The sequence below is a fragment of the Oceanimonas sp. AH20CE76 genome, assembly GCF_039654065.1.
Taxonomy (GTDB): Bacteria; Pseudomonadota; Gammaproteobacteria; order Enterobacterales; family Aeromonadaceae; genus Oceanimonas; species Oceanimonas smirnovii.
This window is the reverse complement of the sequence record NZ_CP155481.1, coordinates 2067376-2087536: the sequence shown is the minus strand read 5'-3', so window position 1 is coordinate 2087536 and position 20161 is coordinate 2067376. Positions and strand designations below refer to the sequence as shown.

At 58.5% G+C, this 20161-nt stretch carries 20 protein-coding genes; 8 read left to right on the top strand and 12 right to left on the bottom strand.

Features of this window, described 5'->3' with window-relative positions:
- Positions 1-50: 50 nt before the first annotated feature.
- From trpA to N2M06_RS10155, 6 genes are read right to left on the bottom strand one after another with little or no spacing between them, the layout of a single operon-like run.
- The gene (gene trpA, locus N2M06_RS10180) at positions 51-857 is read right to left on the bottom strand and encodes a tryptophan synthase subunit alpha (RefSeq protein ID WP_346350700.1); all 807 of its coding nucleotides are present in this window, start codon (positions 855-857) and stop codon (positions 51-53) included.
- Positions 854-2047 carry a tryptophan synthase subunit beta gene (trpB, locus tag N2M06_RS10175; RefSeq protein WP_019935607.1) on the bottom strand — a complete coding sequence of 398 codons (1194 nt, stop codon included), beginning with the start codon at positions 2045-2047 and terminating at the stop codon, positions 854-856. The genes trpA and trpB overlap by 4 nt, the downstream gene beginning before the upstream one ends.
- On the bottom strand, positions 2044-3429 hold the full coding sequence (trpCF, locus tag N2M06_RS10170; RefSeq protein WP_346350699.1) for a bifunctional indole-3-glycerol-phosphate synthase TrpC/phosphoribosylanthranilate isomerase TrpF: 1386 nt from the start codon (positions 3427-3429) through the stop codon (positions 2044-2046). Before trpCF ends, trpB begins: the two co-directional genes overlap by 4 nt.
- A complete protein-coding gene (gene trpD, locus N2M06_RS10165) occupies positions 3423-4430 on the bottom strand; it encodes an anthranilate phosphoribosyltransferase (RefSeq protein ID WP_019935609.1) in 1008 nt (335 codons plus the stop codon). The genes trpCF and trpD overlap by 7 nt, the downstream gene beginning before the upstream one ends.
- Positions 4427-5023 (bottom strand): aminodeoxychorismate/anthranilate synthase component II, encoded by a 597-nt coding sequence (locus N2M06_RS10160; protein WP_317075347.1) that lies wholly within the window; start codon positions 5021-5023, stop codon positions 4427-4429. The genes trpD and N2M06_RS10160 overlap by 4 nt, the downstream gene beginning before the upstream one ends.
- Positions 5020-6567 (bottom strand): anthranilate synthase component 1, encoded by a 1548-nt coding sequence (locus N2M06_RS10155; RefSeq protein ID WP_346350698.1) that lies wholly within the window; start codon positions 6565-6567, stop codon positions 5020-5022. The genes N2M06_RS10160 and N2M06_RS10155 overlap by 4 nt, the downstream gene beginning before the upstream one ends.
- Before the next feature lie 382 nt (positions 6568-6949).
- On the opposite strand from N2M06_RS10155, the gene N2M06_RS10150 reads away from it, so the two are divergent.
- From N2M06_RS10150 to N2M06_RS10135, 4 genes are all read left to right on the top strand, one after another.
- Positions 6950-7774: a PHP domain-containing protein gene (locus N2M06_RS10150; RefSeq protein ID WP_346350697.1), complete on the top strand. Its 825-nt coding sequence runs from the start codon at positions 6950-6952 to the stop codon at positions 7772-7774.
- A gap of 18 nt (positions 7775-7792) precedes the next feature.
- Entirely contained in the window at positions 7793-8413 is a 621-nt protein-coding gene (locus N2M06_RS10145) for an L-threonylcarbamoyladenylate synthase (RefSeq protein WP_346350696.1), read from the top strand.
- A gap of 9 nt (positions 8414-8422) precedes the next feature.
- Positions 8423-9358, top strand: a complete 936-nt coding sequence (gene rluB, locus N2M06_RS10140) for a 23S rRNA pseudouridine(2605) synthase RluB (RefSeq protein ID WP_040614648.1) — start codon at positions 8423-8425, stop codon at positions 9356-9358.
- Between the two features lie 191 nt (positions 9359-9549).
- Positions 9550-9864, top strand: a complete 315-nt coding sequence (locus N2M06_RS10135; RefSeq protein WP_317075349.1) for a GIY-YIG nuclease family protein — start codon at positions 9550-9552, stop codon at positions 9862-9864.
- 69 nt (positions 9865-9933) lie between these two features.
- Here N2M06_RS10135 and N2M06_RS10130 read toward each other — a convergent pair whose 3' ends face one another.
- The 6 genes from N2M06_RS10130 to N2M06_RS10105 all read right to left on the bottom strand — a co-directional run bounded on the left by N2M06_RS10130 (position 9934) and on the right by N2M06_RS10105 (position 15875).
- A complete protein-coding gene (locus N2M06_RS10130; protein WP_346350695.1) occupies positions 9934-10905 on the bottom strand; it encodes an alpha-L-glutamate ligase-like protein in 972 nt (323 codons plus the stop codon).
- On the bottom strand, positions 10902-12413 hold the full coding sequence (locus N2M06_RS10125) for an inactive transglutaminase family protein (RefSeq protein ID WP_346350694.1): 1512 nt from the start codon (positions 12411-12413) through the stop codon (positions 10902-10904). The genes N2M06_RS10130 and N2M06_RS10125 overlap by 4 nt, the downstream gene beginning before the upstream one ends.
- A 5-nt stretch (positions 12414-12418) precedes the next feature.
- Entirely contained in the window at positions 12419-13183 is a 765-nt protein-coding gene (locus tag N2M06_RS10120; protein WP_346350693.1) for an ATP-dependent zinc protease, read from the bottom strand.
- The gene (cmoB, locus tag N2M06_RS10115) at positions 13180-14187 is read right to left on the bottom strand and encodes a tRNA 5-methoxyuridine(34)/uridine 5-oxyacetic acid(34) synthase CmoB (protein ID WP_019936138.1); all 1008 of its coding nucleotides are present in this window, start codon (positions 14185-14187) and stop codon (positions 13180-13182) included. Before cmoB ends, N2M06_RS10120 begins: the two co-directional genes overlap by 4 nt.
- Positions 14184-14912, bottom strand: a complete 729-nt coding sequence (gene cmoA, locus N2M06_RS10110; RefSeq protein WP_019936137.1) for a carboxy-S-adenosyl-L-methionine synthase CmoA — start codon at positions 14910-14912, stop codon at positions 14184-14186. Before cmoA ends, cmoB begins: the two co-directional genes overlap by 4 nt.
- A 120-nt stretch (positions 14913-15032) precedes the next feature.
- Complete coding sequence (locus N2M06_RS10105) at positions 15033-15875, bottom strand: DUF72 domain-containing protein (RefSeq protein ID WP_346350692.1); 843 nt, start codon at positions 15873-15875, stop codon at positions 15033-15035.
- Positions 15876-16186: 311 nt separating this feature from the next.
- Between N2M06_RS10105 and aspS the strand changes: the two genes are divergently transcribed.
- The 4 genes from aspS (at position 16187) to ruvC (ending at position 19934) form a co-directional block, all read left to right on the top strand.
- Positions 16187-17950: an aspartate--tRNA ligase gene (aspS, locus tag N2M06_RS10100; RefSeq protein WP_346350691.1), complete on the top strand. Its 1764-nt coding sequence runs from the start codon at positions 16187-16189 to the stop codon at positions 17948-17950.
- Between the two features lie 3 nt (positions 17951-17953).
- Positions 17954-18382, top strand: a complete 429-nt coding sequence (gene nudB / locus N2M06_RS10095) for a dihydroneopterin triphosphate diphosphatase (RefSeq protein ID WP_019936134.1) — start codon at positions 17954-17956, stop codon at positions 18380-18382.
- Between the two features lie 15 nt (positions 18383-18397).
- Positions 18398-19138, top strand: a complete 741-nt coding sequence (locus N2M06_RS10090; protein ID WP_317075355.1) for a YebC/PmpR family DNA-binding transcriptional regulator — start codon at positions 18398-18400, stop codon at positions 19136-19138.
- Between the two features lie 274 nt (positions 19139-19412).
- Positions 19413-19934: a crossover junction endodeoxyribonuclease RuvC gene (gene ruvC / locus N2M06_RS10085; protein WP_317075356.1), complete on the top strand. Its 522-nt coding sequence runs from the start codon at positions 19413-19415 to the stop codon at positions 19932-19934.
- Positions 19935-20161: the final 227 nt, after the last annotated feature.

Below are 20161 nucleotides of genomic sequence, written 5' to 3'. Positions count from 1 at the left end.
GGCGCCGGATTAACCCGAGCGCCGTTTCTTCACGTCTCACGTCTTTCGTCTTACTTCCTTGTGGCCGCCTTCATTTCCTTCACAAAGGCGGTGAGGGCGTCTGTCATGGCCTGGGGCTGGTCCAGATGCTGCTCAATGATCTTCACCACGGCGGAGCCGGAGATGGCACCGGCGGCACCGGCCTTGATGGCGTCGCGCACCTGCTCGGGGCTGGAGATCCCAAAGCCGAGCAGCGACGGCGGCGCATCGTACTTGGCCAGGGTGGCCAGCAGGGTGTTCACCGGCGCGCCGGCCCTGGTTTCGGTGCCGGTGACGCCGGCGCGGCTCAGCAGATAGGTATAGCCGGAGCCAGCCTGTGCAATCGCCTTGAGAGTAGCTTCACTGCCGTTGGGCGGGGCGATATAAATACTTTCAATACCGGCCTTGTCGGCGGCAGCCTTGAAGGGGCCGGCCATTTCCAGTGGCACGTCGGCCACCAGCACAGAGTCTACCCCGGCGTCGGCGGCGCGGGAGTAGAAGCTGTCCATGCCCGGTGCGTATACCAGGTTGGCATACACCAGCAGGCCAATAGGCAGCTCGGGGTATTTTTCCCGCACCTGTCTGAGCATGTCAAAGCAGGTTTGTGTGCGGGTGCCGGCTTCCCGGGCGCGCAGGGTGGCAGCCTGAATGGTGGGGCCGTCGGCCACCGGATCGGAGAAGGGAATGCCCAGCTCCAGCGCATCGGCACCGCCGGCCACCAGGGCGTCAATCACCTTGAGCGACTGCTCAGGCGTGGGGTCACCCAGGGTTACGAAGGGCACAAAGGCCCCTTCATTGGCGGTGTTCAGGCGCTGGAACAGTTGCTGGTAGCGGCTCATTTCATTTCTCCTTTTTGCTCCAGAATATCGGCCACGGTAAAGATGTCCTTGTCGCCACGGCCGGACAGGTTAACCACCAGGACTTGTTCTTTTTCCGGCTCGGCTTCGGCCAGTTTCAATGCATAGGCCAGGGCGTGGGACGACTCCAGCGCCGGAATAATACCTTCGTTACGGGCCAGGGCCTGAAAGGCATCCAGAGCTTCATCATCGGTCACCGACACATACTGAGCCCGGCCGGTAGTGGCCAGGTAGGCATGTTGCGGGCCAACCGAGGGAAAATCGAGGCCGGCAGAGACGGAGTAGGACTCTTCCACCTGACCGTCGGTGTCGTGCATCATCAGGGAGAGCATGCCAAAGAACACGCCCTTGGTGCCTTCACCCAAAGTGGCACCGTGTTCGCCGGTTTCAATACCCTTGCCCGCCGGCTCCACGCCAATGAGTTTGACGTTTTCTTCTTCAATAAAGTCGGCAAACATGCCAATGGCGTTGGAGCCGCCGCCCACGCAGGCGATGACTGCATCGGGCAGGCGCGCTTCGTGCTCCACAATCTGCACCTTGGCTTCTTCGCCAATCATGCGCTGAAATTCCCGCACTATGGTGGGGAAGGGATGGGGGCCGGCGGCGGTGCCCAGCATATAGTGGGTGGTGTCGTAGTTGGCGGTCCAGTCGCGCAGCGCCTCGTTACAGGCGTCTTTCAGGGTAGCGGAGCCGGCATGCACCGGTATTACCTTGGCACCCATCAGCTGCATACGAAAGACGTTGGGCTTTTGCCGCTCGCAGTCTTTGGCACCCATATAGACGATGCATTCCATGTCCATCAGCGCGCAGGCCAGCGCCGTGGCCACGCCGTGCTGGCCGGCACCGGTTTCGGCAATAATGCGTTTTTTGCCCATGCGCTTGGCCAGCAGCGCCTGGCCCAGTACCTGATTGGTTTTGTGGGCACCGCCGTGCAGCAAATCTTCCCGCTTGAGATAGATGCGGGTCTTGGTGTTGCTGGCCAGATTACGCACCCGGGTGAGCGGGGTAGGGCGGCCGGCATATTCCGCCAGCAGCTCGCGAAACTCGCGGTCAAATTCCGGATCCTGCTGGGCATCCACAAAGGCCTGCTCCAGTTGCAGCAGCGCCGGCATCAGGATCTGCGGCACATACATGCCGCCAAAATCACCAAAAAAGGGGTTAAGTAAGCTCATTTTTGTGTCCTGTGTCCGTAATGTCTGATGGTGGCAAAGGCCGCCTTGAGTTTGGTAACGTCTTTTTGGCCGGGGGCGCTTTCTACGCCGGAGTTAAAGTCCAGGCCAAGGCAGCCCTGGCTTGCTGCGGTGGCGGCGTTATCGGGGGTGAGGCCCCCGGCCAGCATGGCAGTGGCCTTGTCGATGTCGTTCAAAAGCGCCCAGTCAAAGGTCAGGCCGGTGCCGCCGCTTTGGTTGCCGGCTTTGGTGTCGAACAGCAGCCGGTCGGCGTGCTCGGGCAGAGCCGGCAGCGCATCGCTGACTGCCACCGCTTTCCAGATGGCCACGCCGGGTAGCCGGGCTTTCAGCGCATCTATAATGGCGTCGTTCTCATCGCCGTGCAGTTGCACCGCAGAAAGGTTCAGCTCCTGCGCGGTAGCAACCACCTCGTCTATGGGATGATTCTGAAATACGCCCACATAGTGAAGCGGGGCACCGGCCATTACGCGGCGGGCCTGATCAAGGCTTACGCAGCGGGGGCTTTTGGCCACAAAAATCAGGCCGCCATACACGGCACCGGCATCAAACGCGGCGGCGGCGTCTTCGGGCTGAGTCAGGCCGCAGACCTTGTTGTCACCCAGGATCAGCCGGCGCACCGCCAAATCCAGATCGTCTTCGGCCATCAGCGAGCTGCCCACCAGAAAGCCGTCGGCATGGGCCGAGAGGGCCTTGGTCTGGCCGTGGTGATAAATGCCGGACTCGGAAATCACGATACGGTCGTCGGGGATCAGCGCCGCCAGCCGTTTGGTGCGGTCGAGGTCGATGCTGAGGTCCCGCAGATCCCGGTTGTTGATGCCAATCACCCTGGCGCCCAACTTCAGGGCGCGGGCCACTTCATCTTCGTCGATCACTTCGGTGAGCACACCCATGTTGAGGGACTCGGCCACGGCGGCAAGCTCGGCATACTCCTCGTCATTCAGTACCGACAACATCAGCAGAATGGCGTCGGCCTGGTGATACCGGGCCAGCTTGATCTGATAGGGGTCGATAATAAAGTCCTTGCAAATCACCGGCTGGGTCACCTGGTTGCGCACTTGCGTGACAAACTCAAAACGGCCCTGAAAGTATTTCTCGTCGGTGAGCACCGAAATGGCCGAGGCGTAGCGGCTATAGACGCCGGCAATGGCGTCCAGGTCGAACACTTCGCGAATCAGGCCTTTGGACGGCGAGGCTTTTTTGCACTCCAGAATAAAGGCCGGCTTGCCGGCGGCCAGGGCCTCGGCAAAGGGGCGATCACTGGGGGTGAGGCCGGCTTCAAAGCTTGCCAGCGGCTGGCTTTGCTTGCGCGCTTCCACCCAGATTTTTTTGTCGGCAACGATTTTGCCGAGCACTGTATTCAGCATTGACTCAACTCCGCCAGTTGTTTGGCTACATCCATGGCACGGCCGGATCTTAACACGGACAGCGCCCGCTCCACGCCCTGCTTGAGATTTTCCACCTGACCGCTCATTACCAGCAGCGGTGCTACGTTCATGGCAATCACGCTCTGCTGCGCCAGGGTGCCTTCGCCGGCCAGCAGTGCCTCGGTGATCAGGCGGTTTTCTGCCGGTTCACCGCCTTCAATGGCGCTGATATCATGACGCTCCAGCCCCAGCGCTTCCGGGGTGATGTCATATTCGGTGATGTCACCCTTATTGATCTCGGCAATGTGAGTGCTGCCGTGAATGGCAATTTCATCCAGACCACTGCCGTGCACCACCATGCCGCGCTCAAGGCCCATGGCCACCAGGGTGTCGGCAATGGGGCGCACCAGTGCCGGGCTGTAGACGCCAAGCAGCATAAAGCCGGGGCGGGCCGGGTTAATGAGCGGGCCCAGCACGTTAAAGATGGTGCGGGTTTTCAGGGCCTGGCGCACCGGCATGGCGTGGCGAATGCCGCCGTGGTAGTGAGGCGCAAACAAAAAGCACACATTGGTGTCGTCCAGGCAGCGACGGGCCTGTTCCGGATTTAAGTCCAGGCGAATGCCGAGCTGCTCCAGCAGATCGGACGAGCCGGACTTGGACGACACGCCCCGGTTGCCGTGCTTGGCCACCTTGATGCCGCAGGCGGCGGCCACCAGCGCCGAGGTGGTGGAGACGTTAATGGTGTTCATGCCGTCGCCGCCGGTGCCCACTATGTCACAAAAGGCATAGTCGGGGCGCGGAAAGGGTTTGGCAGCGGCCAGCAGAGCGCTGGCGGCACCGGCGATCTCGTCGGAGGTTTCACCTTTCATTTTTAATGCGGTCAGCAGGGAAGACAGCACTATCGGATCCATATCGCCGCTCATCACTTGCTCAAACAGGGCGTGGGCCTGTTCCCGGCTGATGTTTTCGCCCCGGTAAAGTTGCTCCATGGCCTGGCTCATGCGGCATTCTCCTTGTTGCTGATAAATGTCAGGCTCTGGGCCAGCAGGCGCGCCCCGTCCGTGGTCATAATGGATTCGGGATGAAACTGAAAGCCCAGCACCCGGTTGGCCTTGTCCTGCACCGCCATGGTCATGCCATTAAAGTCGGCAATCACCTCCAGGCCGGCGGGAATGTCGGTGCCCACCAGGGAGTGGTAACGGGCCACCGGCAGCGGATTGGCAAGGCCTTCAAAGGCACCGTCACCGCTGTGGCTGATCATGGAGCTTTTGCCATGTTTGATTTCACCGGCGCTGGTTACTTTGCCGCCGTAATGCTCTACCAGCGCCTGATGGCCAAGGCAGATGCCAAGAATGGGAACATGACCCAGACATTCCTTGATGAGTATCGGCATATTGCCGGCGTCACTGGGCTTGCCCGGACCGGGGGAGAGCACCAGCACCGGGTTTTCGGCCTGCTCCATGGCGGTGAGCAGCTGGGCCACCGGCACTGTGTTGCGGTAAATGTTGACGGTGGCACCCAGCGAGCGGAACTGATCCACCAGGTTGTAGGTAAAGGAGTCGTAGTTATCGAGCAGGAAAATGATCGGGCTCATGGGCTCACCTCCGCCAGTGTGGTGCCGTGGGAAAGAGCGATGGCATTGAGCACTGCCGCCGCCTTGTTGCGGGTTTCGTCGGCTTCTGCCTGCGGATCCGAGTCATACACCACGCCGGCACCGGCCTGCACATGGGCCTGGCCGTTACTCACAAAAGCAGAGCGAATAACAATACAGGTGTCCATGTCGCCCAGGCCGTTGACATAACCCACGGCACCGCCGTAGCTGCCCCGGCGCTGGCCTTCTACCTCACGAATAAGCTCACTGGCGCGAATTTTGGGCGCGCCGGTCAGGGTGCCCATGTTCATACAGGCCTGATAGCCGTGCAGGGCGTCGAGATCGGCACGCAGAGTCCCTACTACCCGGGACACCAGATGCATCACATGGCTGTAGCGATCCACGCTCAGCAGATCTTTTACATAGCGGCTGCCGGGCTCGCTGATGCGGGCAATGTCGTTGCGGGCCAGATCCACCAGCATCAGATGCTCGGCGGTTTCCTTTGCGTCCTGGCGCAGGTCCAGCTCAATACGGCCGTCCAGATCCAGGTTGATGCTGCCATCGGGGTTGAAGCCCCGGCGGCGGGTACCGGCAATGGGATACATTTCCACCTGACGGCTGGCATGGTCAAACTTTACCGAGCTTTCGGGGCTGGCACCAAACAGAATAAAGTCTTCATCGTTCACATAGAACATGTAGGGGCTGGGGTTGGTCTGCTTGAGCCTGCCGTAGGCCGCCAGCGGGCTGGGGCAGGGCAGGGTAAAGCAGCGCGAGGGCACTACCTGAAAAATGTCGCCGGCCACTATATTGCCCTTGAGCCGCTCCACATCGGCGCGGAATTCGGCGTCGCTTTTACTGGCCTGCACCTTGCCGCTCAGGGTTGATTCGGCCTTGGGGCTTTCATGGCGCTCGGCGCAGGCAGCAGCCAGTTTGTTCAGACGCTCCTGCAGGCGCGTTTGTTCGCCGGCATCAAAGGCGCAGGCGGCCAGATGGCATTGCTCGTTGACGTGATCCAGGGTGATCAGGGTTTCCGCCAGATAAAAACAAAAGTCGGGGCAGTGGTTAATGCCCTCGGTCACGTCGGGCAGACGCTCGGTGGCGGCAATCAGATCGTAGGCAAAGGTGCCGGCCATAAACAGATGCTGCTGGCCGCGGTCGGCGTCAAAGCGGGTAAGAATAAGACGTATGGTTTCCAGCACGGAAGGCGCTTTCAGGCGGCTGTCTTCGTCCAGGTTGGCATCGGCTTGTGTCAGGGTCACGGTAAGCCGGGTGTCGCTGCGTTCGCCGCCCAGTTCGCTGTGAACCAGCGCCAGTGCCGGCAGGCCATTGGCATTCAGGGCAGTGAGCGTGACGGTGCGGCCGTGGCATACCAGACGCACACAGGCGTCGAGCATCAGTAAACTTTGGGTGCCGGCCTTGGTGTCAATTTCGGCAGACTCAAACAGCAGGCTGTTATCGCCGGGCTGGCTGAGGGCGGCGTATAACGCCAGAGGATCATCGGTATAGGGTGCATCGTGCAATAAAACGTGGAGCTGACCTTGCGCCATTGGGTGTTCCTTTTAGTTAATGCTGATCATCAGGAATCTGTCTGATGACCTGGCTGGCAATGTCGTCGTCGGTAACAGACGCGAATGCCGGTTGTTGTTCAGACCGGTTGTCGAATTGCCATCGCCAAAAATTCATAAAGGTCGGTTTCATCGCGTTACCTTTTGCTGGATAATAAAAAAGCCCGCATGGTTGCGGGCTTTCATGTTTCGCTGAGACTGTTAAGCGCACACAGCAAATCACACCCGCGTCAGGGAGTGTGCCACCACCGAATGGTAATAGTGGAAATTTGCTGAAACATGCCGCTCATCTCGCTAATCGAAAAACTGGATATAGTTAAACGATTTTTGCGGGTTCAAGTCAAGTCTGAACACAGGATTTTTTATGCGTATCGATCTGCACAGCCATTCCACTGCCTCTGACGGCAGCCTCACGCCGGCTGCACTACTGGCCCGGGCTGCCGAAAAAGAGGTGAATGTGCTGGCGCTGACCGACCACGACAGTACCGCCGGGCTGGCGGAGGCTCAGGCCGCGGCCAACGAGCACGGCATACGGCTGATAACCGGGGTGGAAATCTCGGCGCTGTGGGAGCACAAGGAAATTCATGTGGTGGGTCTGAACCTGGATCCGGGTCATGCCGGCCTGGTGCGATTGCTGGGCGAACAGGCAGCACGCCGTGATGCCCGGGCCCGGTTAATGGGGGAACGGCTGGAAAAGGCCCGCTATCCGGGTGCCTATGAGGGGGCCAAAGCCCTGGCCGGTGACGCCGCCATTACTCGCACCCACATGGCACGCTGGCTGCTGGAGCAGGGCGCGGCCGACTCCATGGCCAAGGTGTTTAAGAAATTTATCAGCCGGGGTAACACCGGCTATGCGCCACCGGACTGGTGCTCATTGCATGAAGCCATCGGTGCCATTCAGGCGGCGGGAGGCGTGGCGGTGCTGGCCCATCCCACCCGTTACGACTTGTCCAACAAGTGGATCAGAAAAATGTTAATCGCCTTTGCCGAAGCCGGTGGCGATGCCATGGAAGTGTCCATGGCCCAGCAAAGTCCGCACGAACGTGCCACGCTGGGTAAATGGAGCCGGGAATATGGCCTGGATGCATCCGTGGGCTCCGACTTTCATTTTCCCAGCCAGTGGCGGGAGCTGGGCCGTCAGTTATGGCTGCCCAAAGAAGCTACCCCCGTATGGGAACGCTTTTTATAAATCATTCCGGGAGGAATCATGAGTCAGTTTTTTGAAATTCATCCAGACAACCCGCAGCCACGGCTGATCAATCAGGCGGTGGCCATCGTGCGCCAGGGAGGGGTGCTGGTGTATCCCACCGACTCGGGCTACGCCATCGGTTGTCTGGTGGGCGACAAGAACGCCATGGAGCGTATCTGCCGCATTCGCCAGATCGACAAGGATCATAACTTCACTCTGGTGTGCCGGGACTTGTCCGAGCTGTCGGCTTACGCCCGGGTAGACAATACCGCATTCCGGCTGATGAAAAACAACACACCGGGGGCCTATACCTTTATTTTGCGGGCCACCAAGGAAGTGCCCAAGCGGCTGCAGAACCCCAAGCGCAAAACCATTGGCCTGCGGGTGCCGGATCATGCCATCAGCCTGGCGCTGCTGGAGGCGCTGGGTGAGCCGCTGATGTCCTGCAGCCTGATATTGCCCGGTGAAAGCGAGGCGGAATATGATCCCTTTGAAATCCGTAACCGGCTGGAAAAGGTAGTAGATTTAATTATTGATGGCGGTGTGATCGATTCACGGCCCACCACAGTGGTGGATCTTTACGATGACACTCCGGTGATCGTGCGCGAAGGTGCCGGCGATATCACCCCTTTTGAATAAGTGAACAAAATGACTGAAAAACTGCAAAAAGTGCTGGCCCGCGCCGGCAAGGGCTCGCGCCGGGAAATTGAAGCCATGATCAGCCAGGGCCGGGTGAGCGTGGACGGCAAGATAGCGGTGCTGGGCGACCGGGTCACCGGCAGCGAGAACATTCGTCTGGACGGTCATGTGGTGGAAACCCAGGCCGAAAGCGATATCGTGTGCCGGGTGCTGGCCTACCACAAGCCGGAAGGTGAGGTAAGCACGCGTAAGGATCCGGAAGGCCGCCCTACTGTATTTGATCGTCTGCCCCGGTTGCAGGGGGCCCGCTGGGTGGCGGTGGGCCGACTGGATGTGAACACCTCCGGTCTGCTGCTGTTCACCACAGACGGCGAGCTGGCCAACCGGCTGATGCACCCGCGCCATGAAATTGACCGTGAATACGCGGTGCGGGTGTTTGGTGAAGTGGACGAAGCCATGCTGCAGCGGCTGCGCAAGGGCGTGATGCTGGAAGACGGCGAGGCCCGCTTTGACACTCTGAAATACACCGGCGGCGAGGGCATGAACCTCTGGTTCCACGTTACCCTGAAGGAAGGCCGCAACCGGGAAGTGCGCCGGCTGTGGGAGTCTCAGGGCATGCAGGTAAGCCGGCTGATGCGGGTACGTTACGGCAAGATTGAAATGCCCAAAAACCTGCCCCGGGGCGGCTGGGCCGAGCTGGCGCTGGATCAGGTGAACTACCTGCGCAAGGAAGTGGGACTGCCGCCGGAGCAGGAAAGCAAGGTGGATGTCAACGCGCCAGACCGTTTCAAGCAGGTAGCCCGCATTCGCAAGGCGGTGCGCAAGCACAACACCCGTGTTAAAGGGGCCGGCACCGGCGCAGCCCCTAAAAAACCGGCTCCCACCGGTGCCCGTGGCCCCAAGCCGGGCCAGCGGCAAAAGCAGAAGCGCAAAACGCGGATGTAATTTTCGACTTGATTACATTGTTCATCGTAAATAAAAACGGCGCCGGGCTTAACCCCGACGCCGTTTTTTTCAGGTAGTCATTCCGGCCTTGAGCCGGAATCTTCTTACAGAATGCACTATGCTGCTTCGATTGCACAAAGTCAGGGTATCTTGCCTATGCTTCTCTATCATTCCCAAGAAATAACTCTGCCATGGATAAATTGCCGGCTGTCTACATCATGTCTAACAAGGCTCAGGGCACCTTGTATATCGGAGTGACAAGCAACCTGGTTCGACGTGTGTGGCAGCACAAGCATGGAGTTGTTGTTGGGTTTACGACTCGCTACCACCTGCATCGTCTGGTGTATTTTGAAGTGCTTGAAGATATGTATGGAGCAATTTCACGGGAAAAGCAGCTTAAAAACTGGAAAAGGGACTGGAAGATCCAGTTAATCGAATCCTTGAACCCACAATGGGATGATTTGTGGGAAATGATAGTTGATGGTGGCACTCAGTCTGAGAGGTAGTGGCTCTTACCAGCTAACAGAGTGATTTGAAGAAAGATGCCGGGTCAAGCCCGGCATGACAAGGTTTGGTTACAGTTCGCTGGCAAATTCCCGTCGTGAAAATGCCACCCGCTCGTCCGGAGTCATGGTGATCTTTTTGCCCAGCTTTTCAATTTTGCGCAGCCTTGGCACCAGGCCGGCGGCGTTGGCGGTTTGAATGGCAAGGCCGGGGCGGGCATTCAGCTCCAGCAGCATGGGGCCTTTTTTCTTGTCGAGCACCATGTCGGTACCGATATAACCCAGCCCCGACATCTCGTAGCAGGACGACGACAAATTCAGCAGCTGCTCCCAGTAGGGGACCTTCAGCTCAAACAGATCCCGCCCGGTATCCGGATGGTGGCGCACGGCGGCGTTGAACTGCACCGCCCGAATGGCGCGGCCGGTGTTAATATCCAGGCCCACGCCTACCGCACCCTGGTGCAGGTTGGCCTTGCCGTCGGATGCCTTGGTAGACAGCCGCATCATGGCCATAATGGGAAAGCCCTTGAACACAATCACCCGGGTGTCGGGCACCCCTTCATAAGAGAAGCCGTCAAACACATCGTCGAAGTTGATCAGCGCTTCAATCAGTGCCACGTCCGGCTTGCCCCCAAGAGAATACAGGCCGGCCAGAATGTTGGATACATGACGTTCCAGATCCTCTATGGTTTCGGCCTTGCCGCTGGGCTTGGTAAAGCGCTGACGATCATGATCCACTATTACCGTAATGCCCTTGCCGCCGGAGCCCTTGGCGGGCTTGATGCAAAAGCCCGGCCAGTCCTTGACCATGTCCCACAGCCGGGTGACCTGATGCTGATATTCAATCACACCCACCAGATCCGGCACGGTTACCCCCGCATCCAGGGCAATTTGCTTGGTCTTTAGCTTGTCATCCACCAGCGGATACAGCCGCCGCGGGTTGTAGCGGCTGATATAGGAAATATTGCGCTGGTTCATGCCCATAATGCCATGCCGGCTCAGCTCAAAGGGCGAGGCATAGTTGTCCAGCAGGTTCTTGATCATTGTTTCAGCTCATCTACCAGGGGCTTGAACCGCTTGAGCTCGGTCAAACGATAGCCGGTGTAGTTACCCAGCAGCAGTACGGCCGCCATCACAATCAACTGCAGACCCAGGAAGTTAAAGGTGAGGTGACGGATAACCTCGTTATTCATGGCCAGAAACGCCATCACTGCCACCACCAGGGAGCCACCGCCCTGTTTGACCACTTCCTTGGGGCCTTCTTCTTCCCACAGCACCGACATGCGCTCTATGGTCCAGGCCAGAATAATCATGGGGAAGAAGGTGATCTTCATGCCCTCGGTCAGGCCCAGCTGATAGGCAACAATGCTGAAAAAGCCAATCATGCCGATCACCATAATGATCACCGCCGATATACGGGCCACCAGCAGCAGGTTAAGGTGAGACAGGTAAGAGCGCAGCACCAGACCCGTGCCCACAATAATCAGAAAACCCACCAGACCGGTGAGCAGGCTGGTCTGAATAAAGGCCATGGCAATCAGCACCGGCATAAAGGTGCCCGAGGTTTTCACCCCTATGATGATGCGAAGAAACACCACCGCCAGCACCCCGATGGGGATCAGCAATATGCCCTTGAACAGTGCCTGCTCTTCCAGCGGCAGGTTATACAGTGAGACGTTAATCCATTCGGGCTGATCAAACTTCTTGGCCAGGGCCACGTTTACCGGCTGCTCCTGCTCCAGCATGGAGAAGCTCACCCGGGAGTTGCTGCCGCCCACCAGATCCAGCACAGGGGCCGACTGATATTCCCACAGCAGCAGGTTCTCCTGCATACCCTGAGCGCCGGTTTGCGGGTTGAAAATTTCATAGCGTTCGCCGTCAAACACCTGAATCACATCCACCAGCTGCTGGCGGCGGCGGCCGTCTTCCAGCTGCAGGCCCTTCAGCAGGCGGGCAGGTACGGCAGCCCGTTGCAGCATGTCAACCAGCAGCGGCCCGGTAGACTTGTGCTGAGCCAGCAGCTCGGCGTTCTGGCCACCGCTGTTCAGCTCCTTGAGCAGTTCCCGGGTCAGGGTAATGTTGTCGGAAGAGCGCTCCTCGGCCAGGCTCAGCACCTGATCCATGGCGGTGGCATAGGGCTCGGCCACCTCCACTGTGGTAACCCGGGGCGGCGTGTTGGCAATGGGGCCGGTGGCAAAGGGATCGAGCATCATGTCGACCTTGTAATACAGCTCCTGATGGCCTGACGCGGAGCGTATGGACCACTCCGCCCGTGTGCCGCCATTGGCCTGCACAAACGACAGCCCATAGCCGGGAGAAGCGGCCGACTCGTTCATCAGGGTAAAGCCGGGCTGACTGCCGGGCACGGCCAGCGAGGCCTTGACCGGCTTGCCATTGGCCTCGAATTCCACCTTGGCTTCCACTGACCAGATCTGGCGTTTTTCACCGGGCAGCCAGGGCACTTCATACACAAAGTGACGGTGCAGCATTAATGCCAGCCCCACCAGAAACAGAGCCGCCACGATCAGATAAAAAGGTTTGCGTGAGTACATGAACTTTACTCGTCAGAAGGTATGGGGCGCTTGGGCTTGCCCTGCGCATTACGGCGGGCAATATCCACCACGGCGATATCTTTCAGAAACTCCCGCCCCAGCAGCACCGGGTAGGTCATCTGGGAGCGGTCAGCCAGGGTAAATTCGGTTTTCTCTGTCAGCCGGCCCATGCGCAGGGTCAGCTCCACCACAGGGCGGCGTTCAGGCTCTTCAGCCGAGGCCTGACGAATACGCACATGGCGTACCAGCGGCGCTTCCACCGGCAGTTTTTCGTCCACTCCTTCGTGGGCCATATTAAAGCTCACCCAGGCCTTGCCGTCGCGCTCGAACTCGGTGATGTCCTGAGCGCTCAGGGATGAGGTGGTGGCCCCGGTATCAATGCGCGCAGGAAACATGTCGTTTACGGCATCCAGCCAGATGTCTTCGGTTTCCCCTACTATCAATTTTCCATCCCGGGTTTCGTTATCCGGTGTGTTGTTGACTGCAGGCGGGTTGACCGGTGCTGGTGTGGTGGCCGGCTGAGTGGCGGCAATCTGTTTTTTGAGGTGGCGGATTTCCTGCTGCAGCGCCGTCATAAAGGCATGGTGGTTGGTGCTGAGCCGGGTGTTCTGCTGCTCCATGGCGGTGATCAGCCGCGCTTCCTGGTTGTTAAGAGCGTCGTTCAGCTCGGGGTGAGACACCGGCTGGGGTGGCGGTGGCGTATCGGCAAACTGACCGGCACAGGCACTCAGCAACAGGGGGGTAAGCAATGATAACGCTGCTTTTTTCATCCTTTACTCTCTTGTGGTCTGTATTGGGGGTCTACCGGCTTGTTGGCAATAATGATGGCGCGCTTGGGAGCCGGATAGCCTTCTATGGTTTTGCTGGCATCAACCGGGTCGAGAAAGTCTGCCAGTGATTCATTACGCATCCAGTCGGTGCGTCTTTGCTCGTCCAGGGTGGTGACGCTTTCATCCACTACCCGAATATGTTCAAAGCCGCATTTGGCCAGCCAGTTTACCAGGGCGGCCGAGCTTGGAATAAACCAGACATTACGCATTTTGCCGTAGCGCTCACCGGGTACCAGTACTTGATGCTCGTCGCCGTCTATGACCAGGGTTTCCAGCACCAGTTCGCCGCCATCATGCAATTGCGCCTTCAGCTGCAGCAAATGATCAATGGGCGAGCGTCTGTGATAAAGCACACCCATGGAAAAGACGGTGTCAAAGGCCCGTAGCTCGGGTAATTCCTCTATGCCCAGCGGTAACAGCTGAATGCCTTTGTGATTATTGGCGAAATGCTTGATAGCCTCAAACTGACAAAGAAACAGCTGCGACGGATCTATTCCCACCGCCATTTCTGCGCCTTCGCCCAGCATGCGCCACAGGTGATAGCCACTGCCGCAGCCCACATCCAGCACATAACGGTATTTCAGCGGGCTGATATGAGGTTTTAACCGCTCCCATTTCCAGTCGGAGCGCCATTCGGTATCAATATGAATACCGTGCACGTCAAACGGTCCTTTGCGCCAGGGATGAAATTGCCCCAGCAGGCTTGCTATCTTCTTTTGTTCGCCAGTTGAGATTTCACCGGGCTGGCCGATGGCGACCTTGTTTTTCAGCTCTATGTGCTGAGTGTGAATAGCGGGCAGCTTTGCCAGCGCCCGGCTCCAGCGGGCCAGGTCGCCATGATGATGGGCTTTTTGCCAGTCGTGCAGCTGGGCGGGCAGGGTGTGCAGCCAGTGGCTGAGCCGGCTTTTGGCGATTTGCTGATAAAAGTCGCTGAAGTCGATCATTTCACTGCCACCATGGAGCCGAAGTTAAAGCACTGAAACCACATGTCCACATGAGCAAAGCCGATTTTTTTAAGACGTTTTTTATGCAGGCCGGGGGAGTCGGGGCGCAGCACATTTTCCAGCGCGGTGCGCTTTTGGCTGATTTCCAGCTCGCTGTAACCATTGGCCCGTTTAAAGTCGTGGTGCAAATCAATCAGCAGCTCGTTAATGGTGTCGTCTTCACTGATGAATTTTTCGCTTAAAATAAGCACGCCACCCGGATTGAGGCCGTCATATATTTTTTTCAGCAGGGCCTCGCGCTGATCCGGTGCAATAAATTGCAGGGTAAAGTTAAGCACCACCACGGAGGCGTTTTCAATATTGATAGCGCAGATATCCGCTTCCTGCAGTTCAACGGCCACCTCGGAACGGAAGGCGGCCAGATGGTTGCGGGCCCGCTCTATCATGGCTGCGGAGTTATCTACCGCCACTATGCGACAGCCGGGCTGATTCAGGTTGCGGCGCATTTCCTGAGTGGCGGCTCCCAGTGAACAACCCAGGTCATAAAGTTGCGTATCAGGCCGGGCAAAGCGGGCCGTCATCATGCCGATGGCCGAGATGATATTGGAATAGCCGGGCACGGAGCGCTTAATCATGTCGGGAAACACGTCGGCAACCTGATGGTCAAAACAGAAGTCGCCCAGTCGTTCTATGGGGGCGGCAAAGATACTATCTTTTTCTTTCATGGTATGTGAATGCTGTGCTTGCTGACGGCCGTATTGCCGCGCTGAATGGTGACCATTGTAAAATAAGCGCAATGGCTTGTCTTGATGAGTGCCATTCGATGCGACAAATTCTTTTTGTGGTTAAAACAAACTTCCTTGCGCCTCGGGCTTCTGGCCGGGAAAGGCGGGCAGAGGAGCATTCAGCGCCTCGGCAATAGTGGCGGCAAGTAAAGGTGCTTGCATATTGTCGGCGGTATGCACAAATAAATAGACAGACTTGCCCTCATTCAGCCAGCCCTGCAGGCGGGGCAGCCAGGGCTGCCAGAAAGGCGTGTTGGCGGCCAGACTCGGATTACCGATAAAACGCACCACAGGGGCCTTGCCGGTGCTGATAATATGCACCGGCACTTTTGGCTTCTTTTGCTGGGCATCGGCCAGTGCCGGTGTGGTGGCGGGTACTGCAAATACCGGCCGGGAGTCCATGATAATACGGTTGGCGCTTTGCTCCAGCAGCAGCCGGTTAAGCCGGCGTTCGGCCTCGCCCTTGGCAAAAAACGCCGGATGGCGTACTTCCACGCCAATTTCAAATTCGTTTGGCAGGGCGTCCAGCAATTGTGCCAGACCATCGAGCTGTTCCGGCCCGCAGGCGGAGGGCAGCTGCAGCATCAGCTGGCCCAGCTTGTGATGCAGGGGCGTGAGCTGTTCGATAAAGGCCAGTGCGGGGGCGATATTGTCCGCCAGCCGGCCCTGATGGCTGACCGCAGACGGAAACTTGAAGGTAAAGCGAAAGTCCGGGCCTGTCATGGCCTCCCAGCGTTGCAGGCTGTGGGTGTCGGGCACGCCATAAAAGCTGGTGTTGCCTTCTACGGTGTTGAACACCTTCGCATAATCGGCCAGATGCTCGGTGCTTTTCAGCCCCCGGCTCAGCAGGTTACCCGGCCAGCCCGCATGAGACCACTGGCTCAGACCCAGATATAACGGCATATTTCTCCTGAAAACAAAGCTTTAAGCGATAAGCTGTCAGCTGTAAGTCGACCGGGGTAGCTGGCAGGTATGGCGCTGTGCTTGCTAATCCGGTCATCCTGCAGGCCAGCCGGATTTCAGGCAGACCTCTATTATCACAACCTGCTTCGGGCTGCTGACAGCTTAAAGCTGATCGCTTACAGCTACCGCGCAGCGGTTCGGGTTAAGCGGTTGGATCCCTGTTCGGGTTTCCGATTATACTAGCGCGCTGTTTACAGACAAATTCAAGTCTGCGGCGCTGCCGCAGCCAAAGCACATCATAGGAAGACTCCATGCGCACTCATTATTGCGGGCAGGTAGACGCCTCCCTGGTTGGCCAGAGCGTAACCCTCAGTGGCTGGGTTCATCGTCGTCGTGATCTGGGCGGGCTTATTTTTATCGATATGCGCGATCGGGAAGGCATCGTTCAGGTATTCTTCGATCCCGACAAGGCCGAAGCCTATGACAAGGCGTCTGAATTGCGGGCCGAGTTCTGTGTGCAGCTGACCGGTGTGGTGCGCGCGCGGCCCGAGTCCCAGGTGAACAAGGACATGGCCACCGGCGAGGTAGAAATCTTTGCCCACGAGCTCACCATCATCAACAAGGCAGCACCGCTGCCGCTGGACTTCAACCAGAACAACTCCGAAGAGCAGCGCCTCAAGTACCGCTATCTGGACCTGCGCCGCCCCGAGCAGGCGCGTTTTCTCAAGACCCGCGCTCAGGTCACCAGCCGGGTGCGCCGCTTTATGGACGAACACGGTTTCCTCGATATTGAAACCCCCATGCTCACCAAGGCCACGCCGGAAGGTGCCCGTGACTATCTGGTGCCGAGCCGGGTGCACAAGGGCTATTTCTACGCACTGCCCCAGTCGCCCCAGCTGTTCAAGCAGCTGCTGATGATGAGCGGCTTTGATCGTTACTATCAGATTGTTAAGTGCTTCCGCGATGAAGATCTGCGCGCCGACCGCCAGCCTGAATTTACTCAGATTGATGTGGAAACCTCATTTATGAGCGCTGAGCAGGTGCGTGAGATAATGGAACAACTGGTGCGCGAGCTGTGGCAGGACGTGGCCGGCGTGGATCTGGGCAGCTTCCCGGTGATGAGCTTTGCCGACGCCATGCGCCGTTATGGCTCCGACAAGCCGGATCTGCGCATTGCCATGGAGCTGATCGATGTGGCCGATCTGGTCAAAGACGTGGACTTCAAGGTGTTCTCCGGCCCCGCCAACGACGCCAAAGGCCGAGTAGCCGCCCTGCGTGTGCCCGGCGGCGCTGCGCTTTCCCGCAAGCAGATAGATGAATACGGCAAGTTTGTGGGCATTTACGGTGCCAAGGGCCTGGCCTGGCTCAAGGTGAACGAAGCCGCCAAGGGGCTGGAAGGCGTGCAGTCACCCATTGCCAAGTTCCTGAATGAAGACATAGTGGCGGAGCTTGTCAGCCGCACCGGTGCCACTGACGGCGATGCCATCTTCTTTGGTGCCGATTCTGCCAAGGTGGTGTGTGACGCCATGGGTGCCCTGCGCCTGAAGCTGGGCAAGGATCTGGGTCTGATCGAGCACAGCTGGAAACCGCTGTGGGTGGTGGACTTCCCCATGTTTGAGGAAGAAGACGACCGCCTCTATGCCATGCACCATCCCTTTACCGCCGCCAAGGACATGTCCGCCGAGGAGCTGGAAGCCAACCCGCTGGCCGCTGCCGCCAATGCCTACGACATGGTGATCAACGGTTATGAAGTGGGCGGTGGCTCTGTGCGTATTCACGACAACGCCATGCAGCAGACCGTATTCCGCCTGCTGGGCATCAATGCCGAGGAGCAGCAGGAGAAATTCGGCTTCCTGCTCGACGCGCTCAAGTACGGCACCCCGCCTCATGCCGGCCTGGCCTTTGGTCTGGACCGTCTGGTGATGCTGCTGACCGGCACCGACAATATTCGGGATGTGATTGCCTTTCCGAAGACCACCACGGCGTCCTGCCTGCTCACCGATGCGCCCAGTCTGGCCAATCCGGATGCGCTGGCAGAGCTGGCCATTCGCACCGAGCAGCCCGGGGCGGAGTAAGCCATGCATAAGCACCCGGAGTCGGTACTCGTTCTGATCCACACTCACGACAGTGTGCTGCTGCTGCAGCGCAAGGACAATCCGGATTTCTGGCAGTCGGTGACCGGCAGTCTTGAAGCCGGCGAGAGCCGCCTGCAGGCGGCGGTGCGCGAGCTGGAAGAGGAAACCGGCCTGGTGGCGGGCAAGGGTCTGCCACTGGTAGAGACTGGGCACCGGGTGCGGTTTGAGATTTACCCCCACTGGCGGCATCGTTACCGCCCGGGGGTAACCCATAACTGGGAATATGAATTTCGTTTATGCCTGCCCGAGCCGCAGCCCGTGCGGCTTACCGAGCATCTGGATCAGTGCTGGCTGCCTTTTGAGCAGGCACTGGCCAAGGCCGGCTCCTGGACCAACCGGGAGGCCATTGGCAGGCTGATAAACAATAGATAACAGGAGATTGAGTTTATGGCAGGTCACAGTAAATGGGCCAACATCAAGCACCGCAAGGCGGCACAGGACGCCAAACGCGGCAAGATCTTCACCAAGCTGATCCGTGAGCTGACTACCGCCGCCCGCGAAGGCGGCTCCGATGCCGCGTCCAACCCGCGGCTGCGCGCCGCCGTGGACAAGGCGCTGTCCAACAACATGACCCGGGACACCATAGACAGAGCCGTAAAACGCGGTGCCGGTGAGCTGGACGGTCAGCAGCTGGAAACCGTGGTGTATGAAGGTTATGGCCCGGGTGGCACCGCTGTGATGGTGGAGTGCATGACCGATAACCGCAACCGCACCGTATCGGAAGTGCGCCATGCCTTTTCAAAGAGCGGCGGCAACCTGGGCACCGACGGCTCCGTGGCTTATCTGTTCGAGAAAAAGGGCGTGATCAGCTACGCCGAGGCCGACGAAGAAACCGTGATGGAAGCGGCGCTGGAAGCCGGTGCCGACGATGTGGTGGTCAACGATGACGACTCCGTTGATGTGTATACCCAGTGGGAAGAGTTCGGCTCGGTCAAGGATGCGCTGGACGCCAGCGGATTGGAAGCCGATAACGCCGAAGTGACCATGATACCGTCCACCAAGGCGGAGCTGGATGAAGACACGGCCCCCAAACTGCTGCGCCTGATCGACATGCTGGAAGATCTGGACGACGTGCAGGAGGTCTATCACAACGGTGATATCTCCGACGAACTGGCTGAACAGCTCTGACGCCCTTCGGGCAGCTATAAGCTTTAAGCTGTCAGCTTTAAGTGGTGGGGCCTGCAGGCCCCCGTTTCAACGGGGCAATGGTGCCTTATATAACACGGTTTGCCCCAATAAATCGGGGCCTTGGCCGTTCAGCAGGTTGGTGATGAGCGAAGCGAATCCCAACGTGGGAACTGCCGGCGACATCGCCTTTGAACCTTAATAAATCATGCTCAGCCGACTCGATCAGCTTACCGCTGATAGCTTATGGCTTACAGCTGTTGAGAGCTGGTTTTTGATGTCCATTATTCTCGGAATTGACCCCGGCTCGCGCATTACCGGCTACGGTGTGGTGCGCCAGACCGGCAGTAAAATGGAGTACCTGGGCTCGGGCTGCATTCGCATGACCGACGAAGCCCTGGCACCCAGACTCAAGAAAATCTACGACGGGGTAAGCGAGATTATTTTGCAGTTTCGCCCCGATTTGTTTGCCATTGAGCAGGTATTTATGGCGCGCAACCCCGATTCGGCGCTCAAGCTGGGGCAGGCCCGGGGCGCGGCCATAGTGGCGGCGGCCAATGCCGGACTGGAGGTGGCGGAATATTCCGCCCGCCAGATCAAGCAGGCGGTAGTGGGGCAGGGCGGTGCCGGCAAGGATCAGGTGCAGCATATGGTGGTGCGCCTGCTCAGTCTGCCGGGCACGCCCCAGGCTGATGCCGCTGATGCCCTGGCGGTGGCCCTGTGCCACGGCCACACCCGTCAGAGCCTGATCAGCATGGCCGGTCAGGTGCGCGGCACTGCTCGAAAACGGCTTCGCTAAGGCGAAACCGCTTTCTCAAGCTATAAGCTGTCAGTTTTAAGCTATAAGCCGATCGAGTGGCTGTAGGTACTTCATCGTATCTGTGGTTTCGACGTTGCTTGTCGAATGGCGCTCATGCCAGCGCGGGAGTGACTAACTTCCAGACAATATTGCCCCACCAACACGGCTCAATATCGGCAGGCAACACCACTTACAGCTGACAGCTTATCGCTTACAGCTGGTTTCAT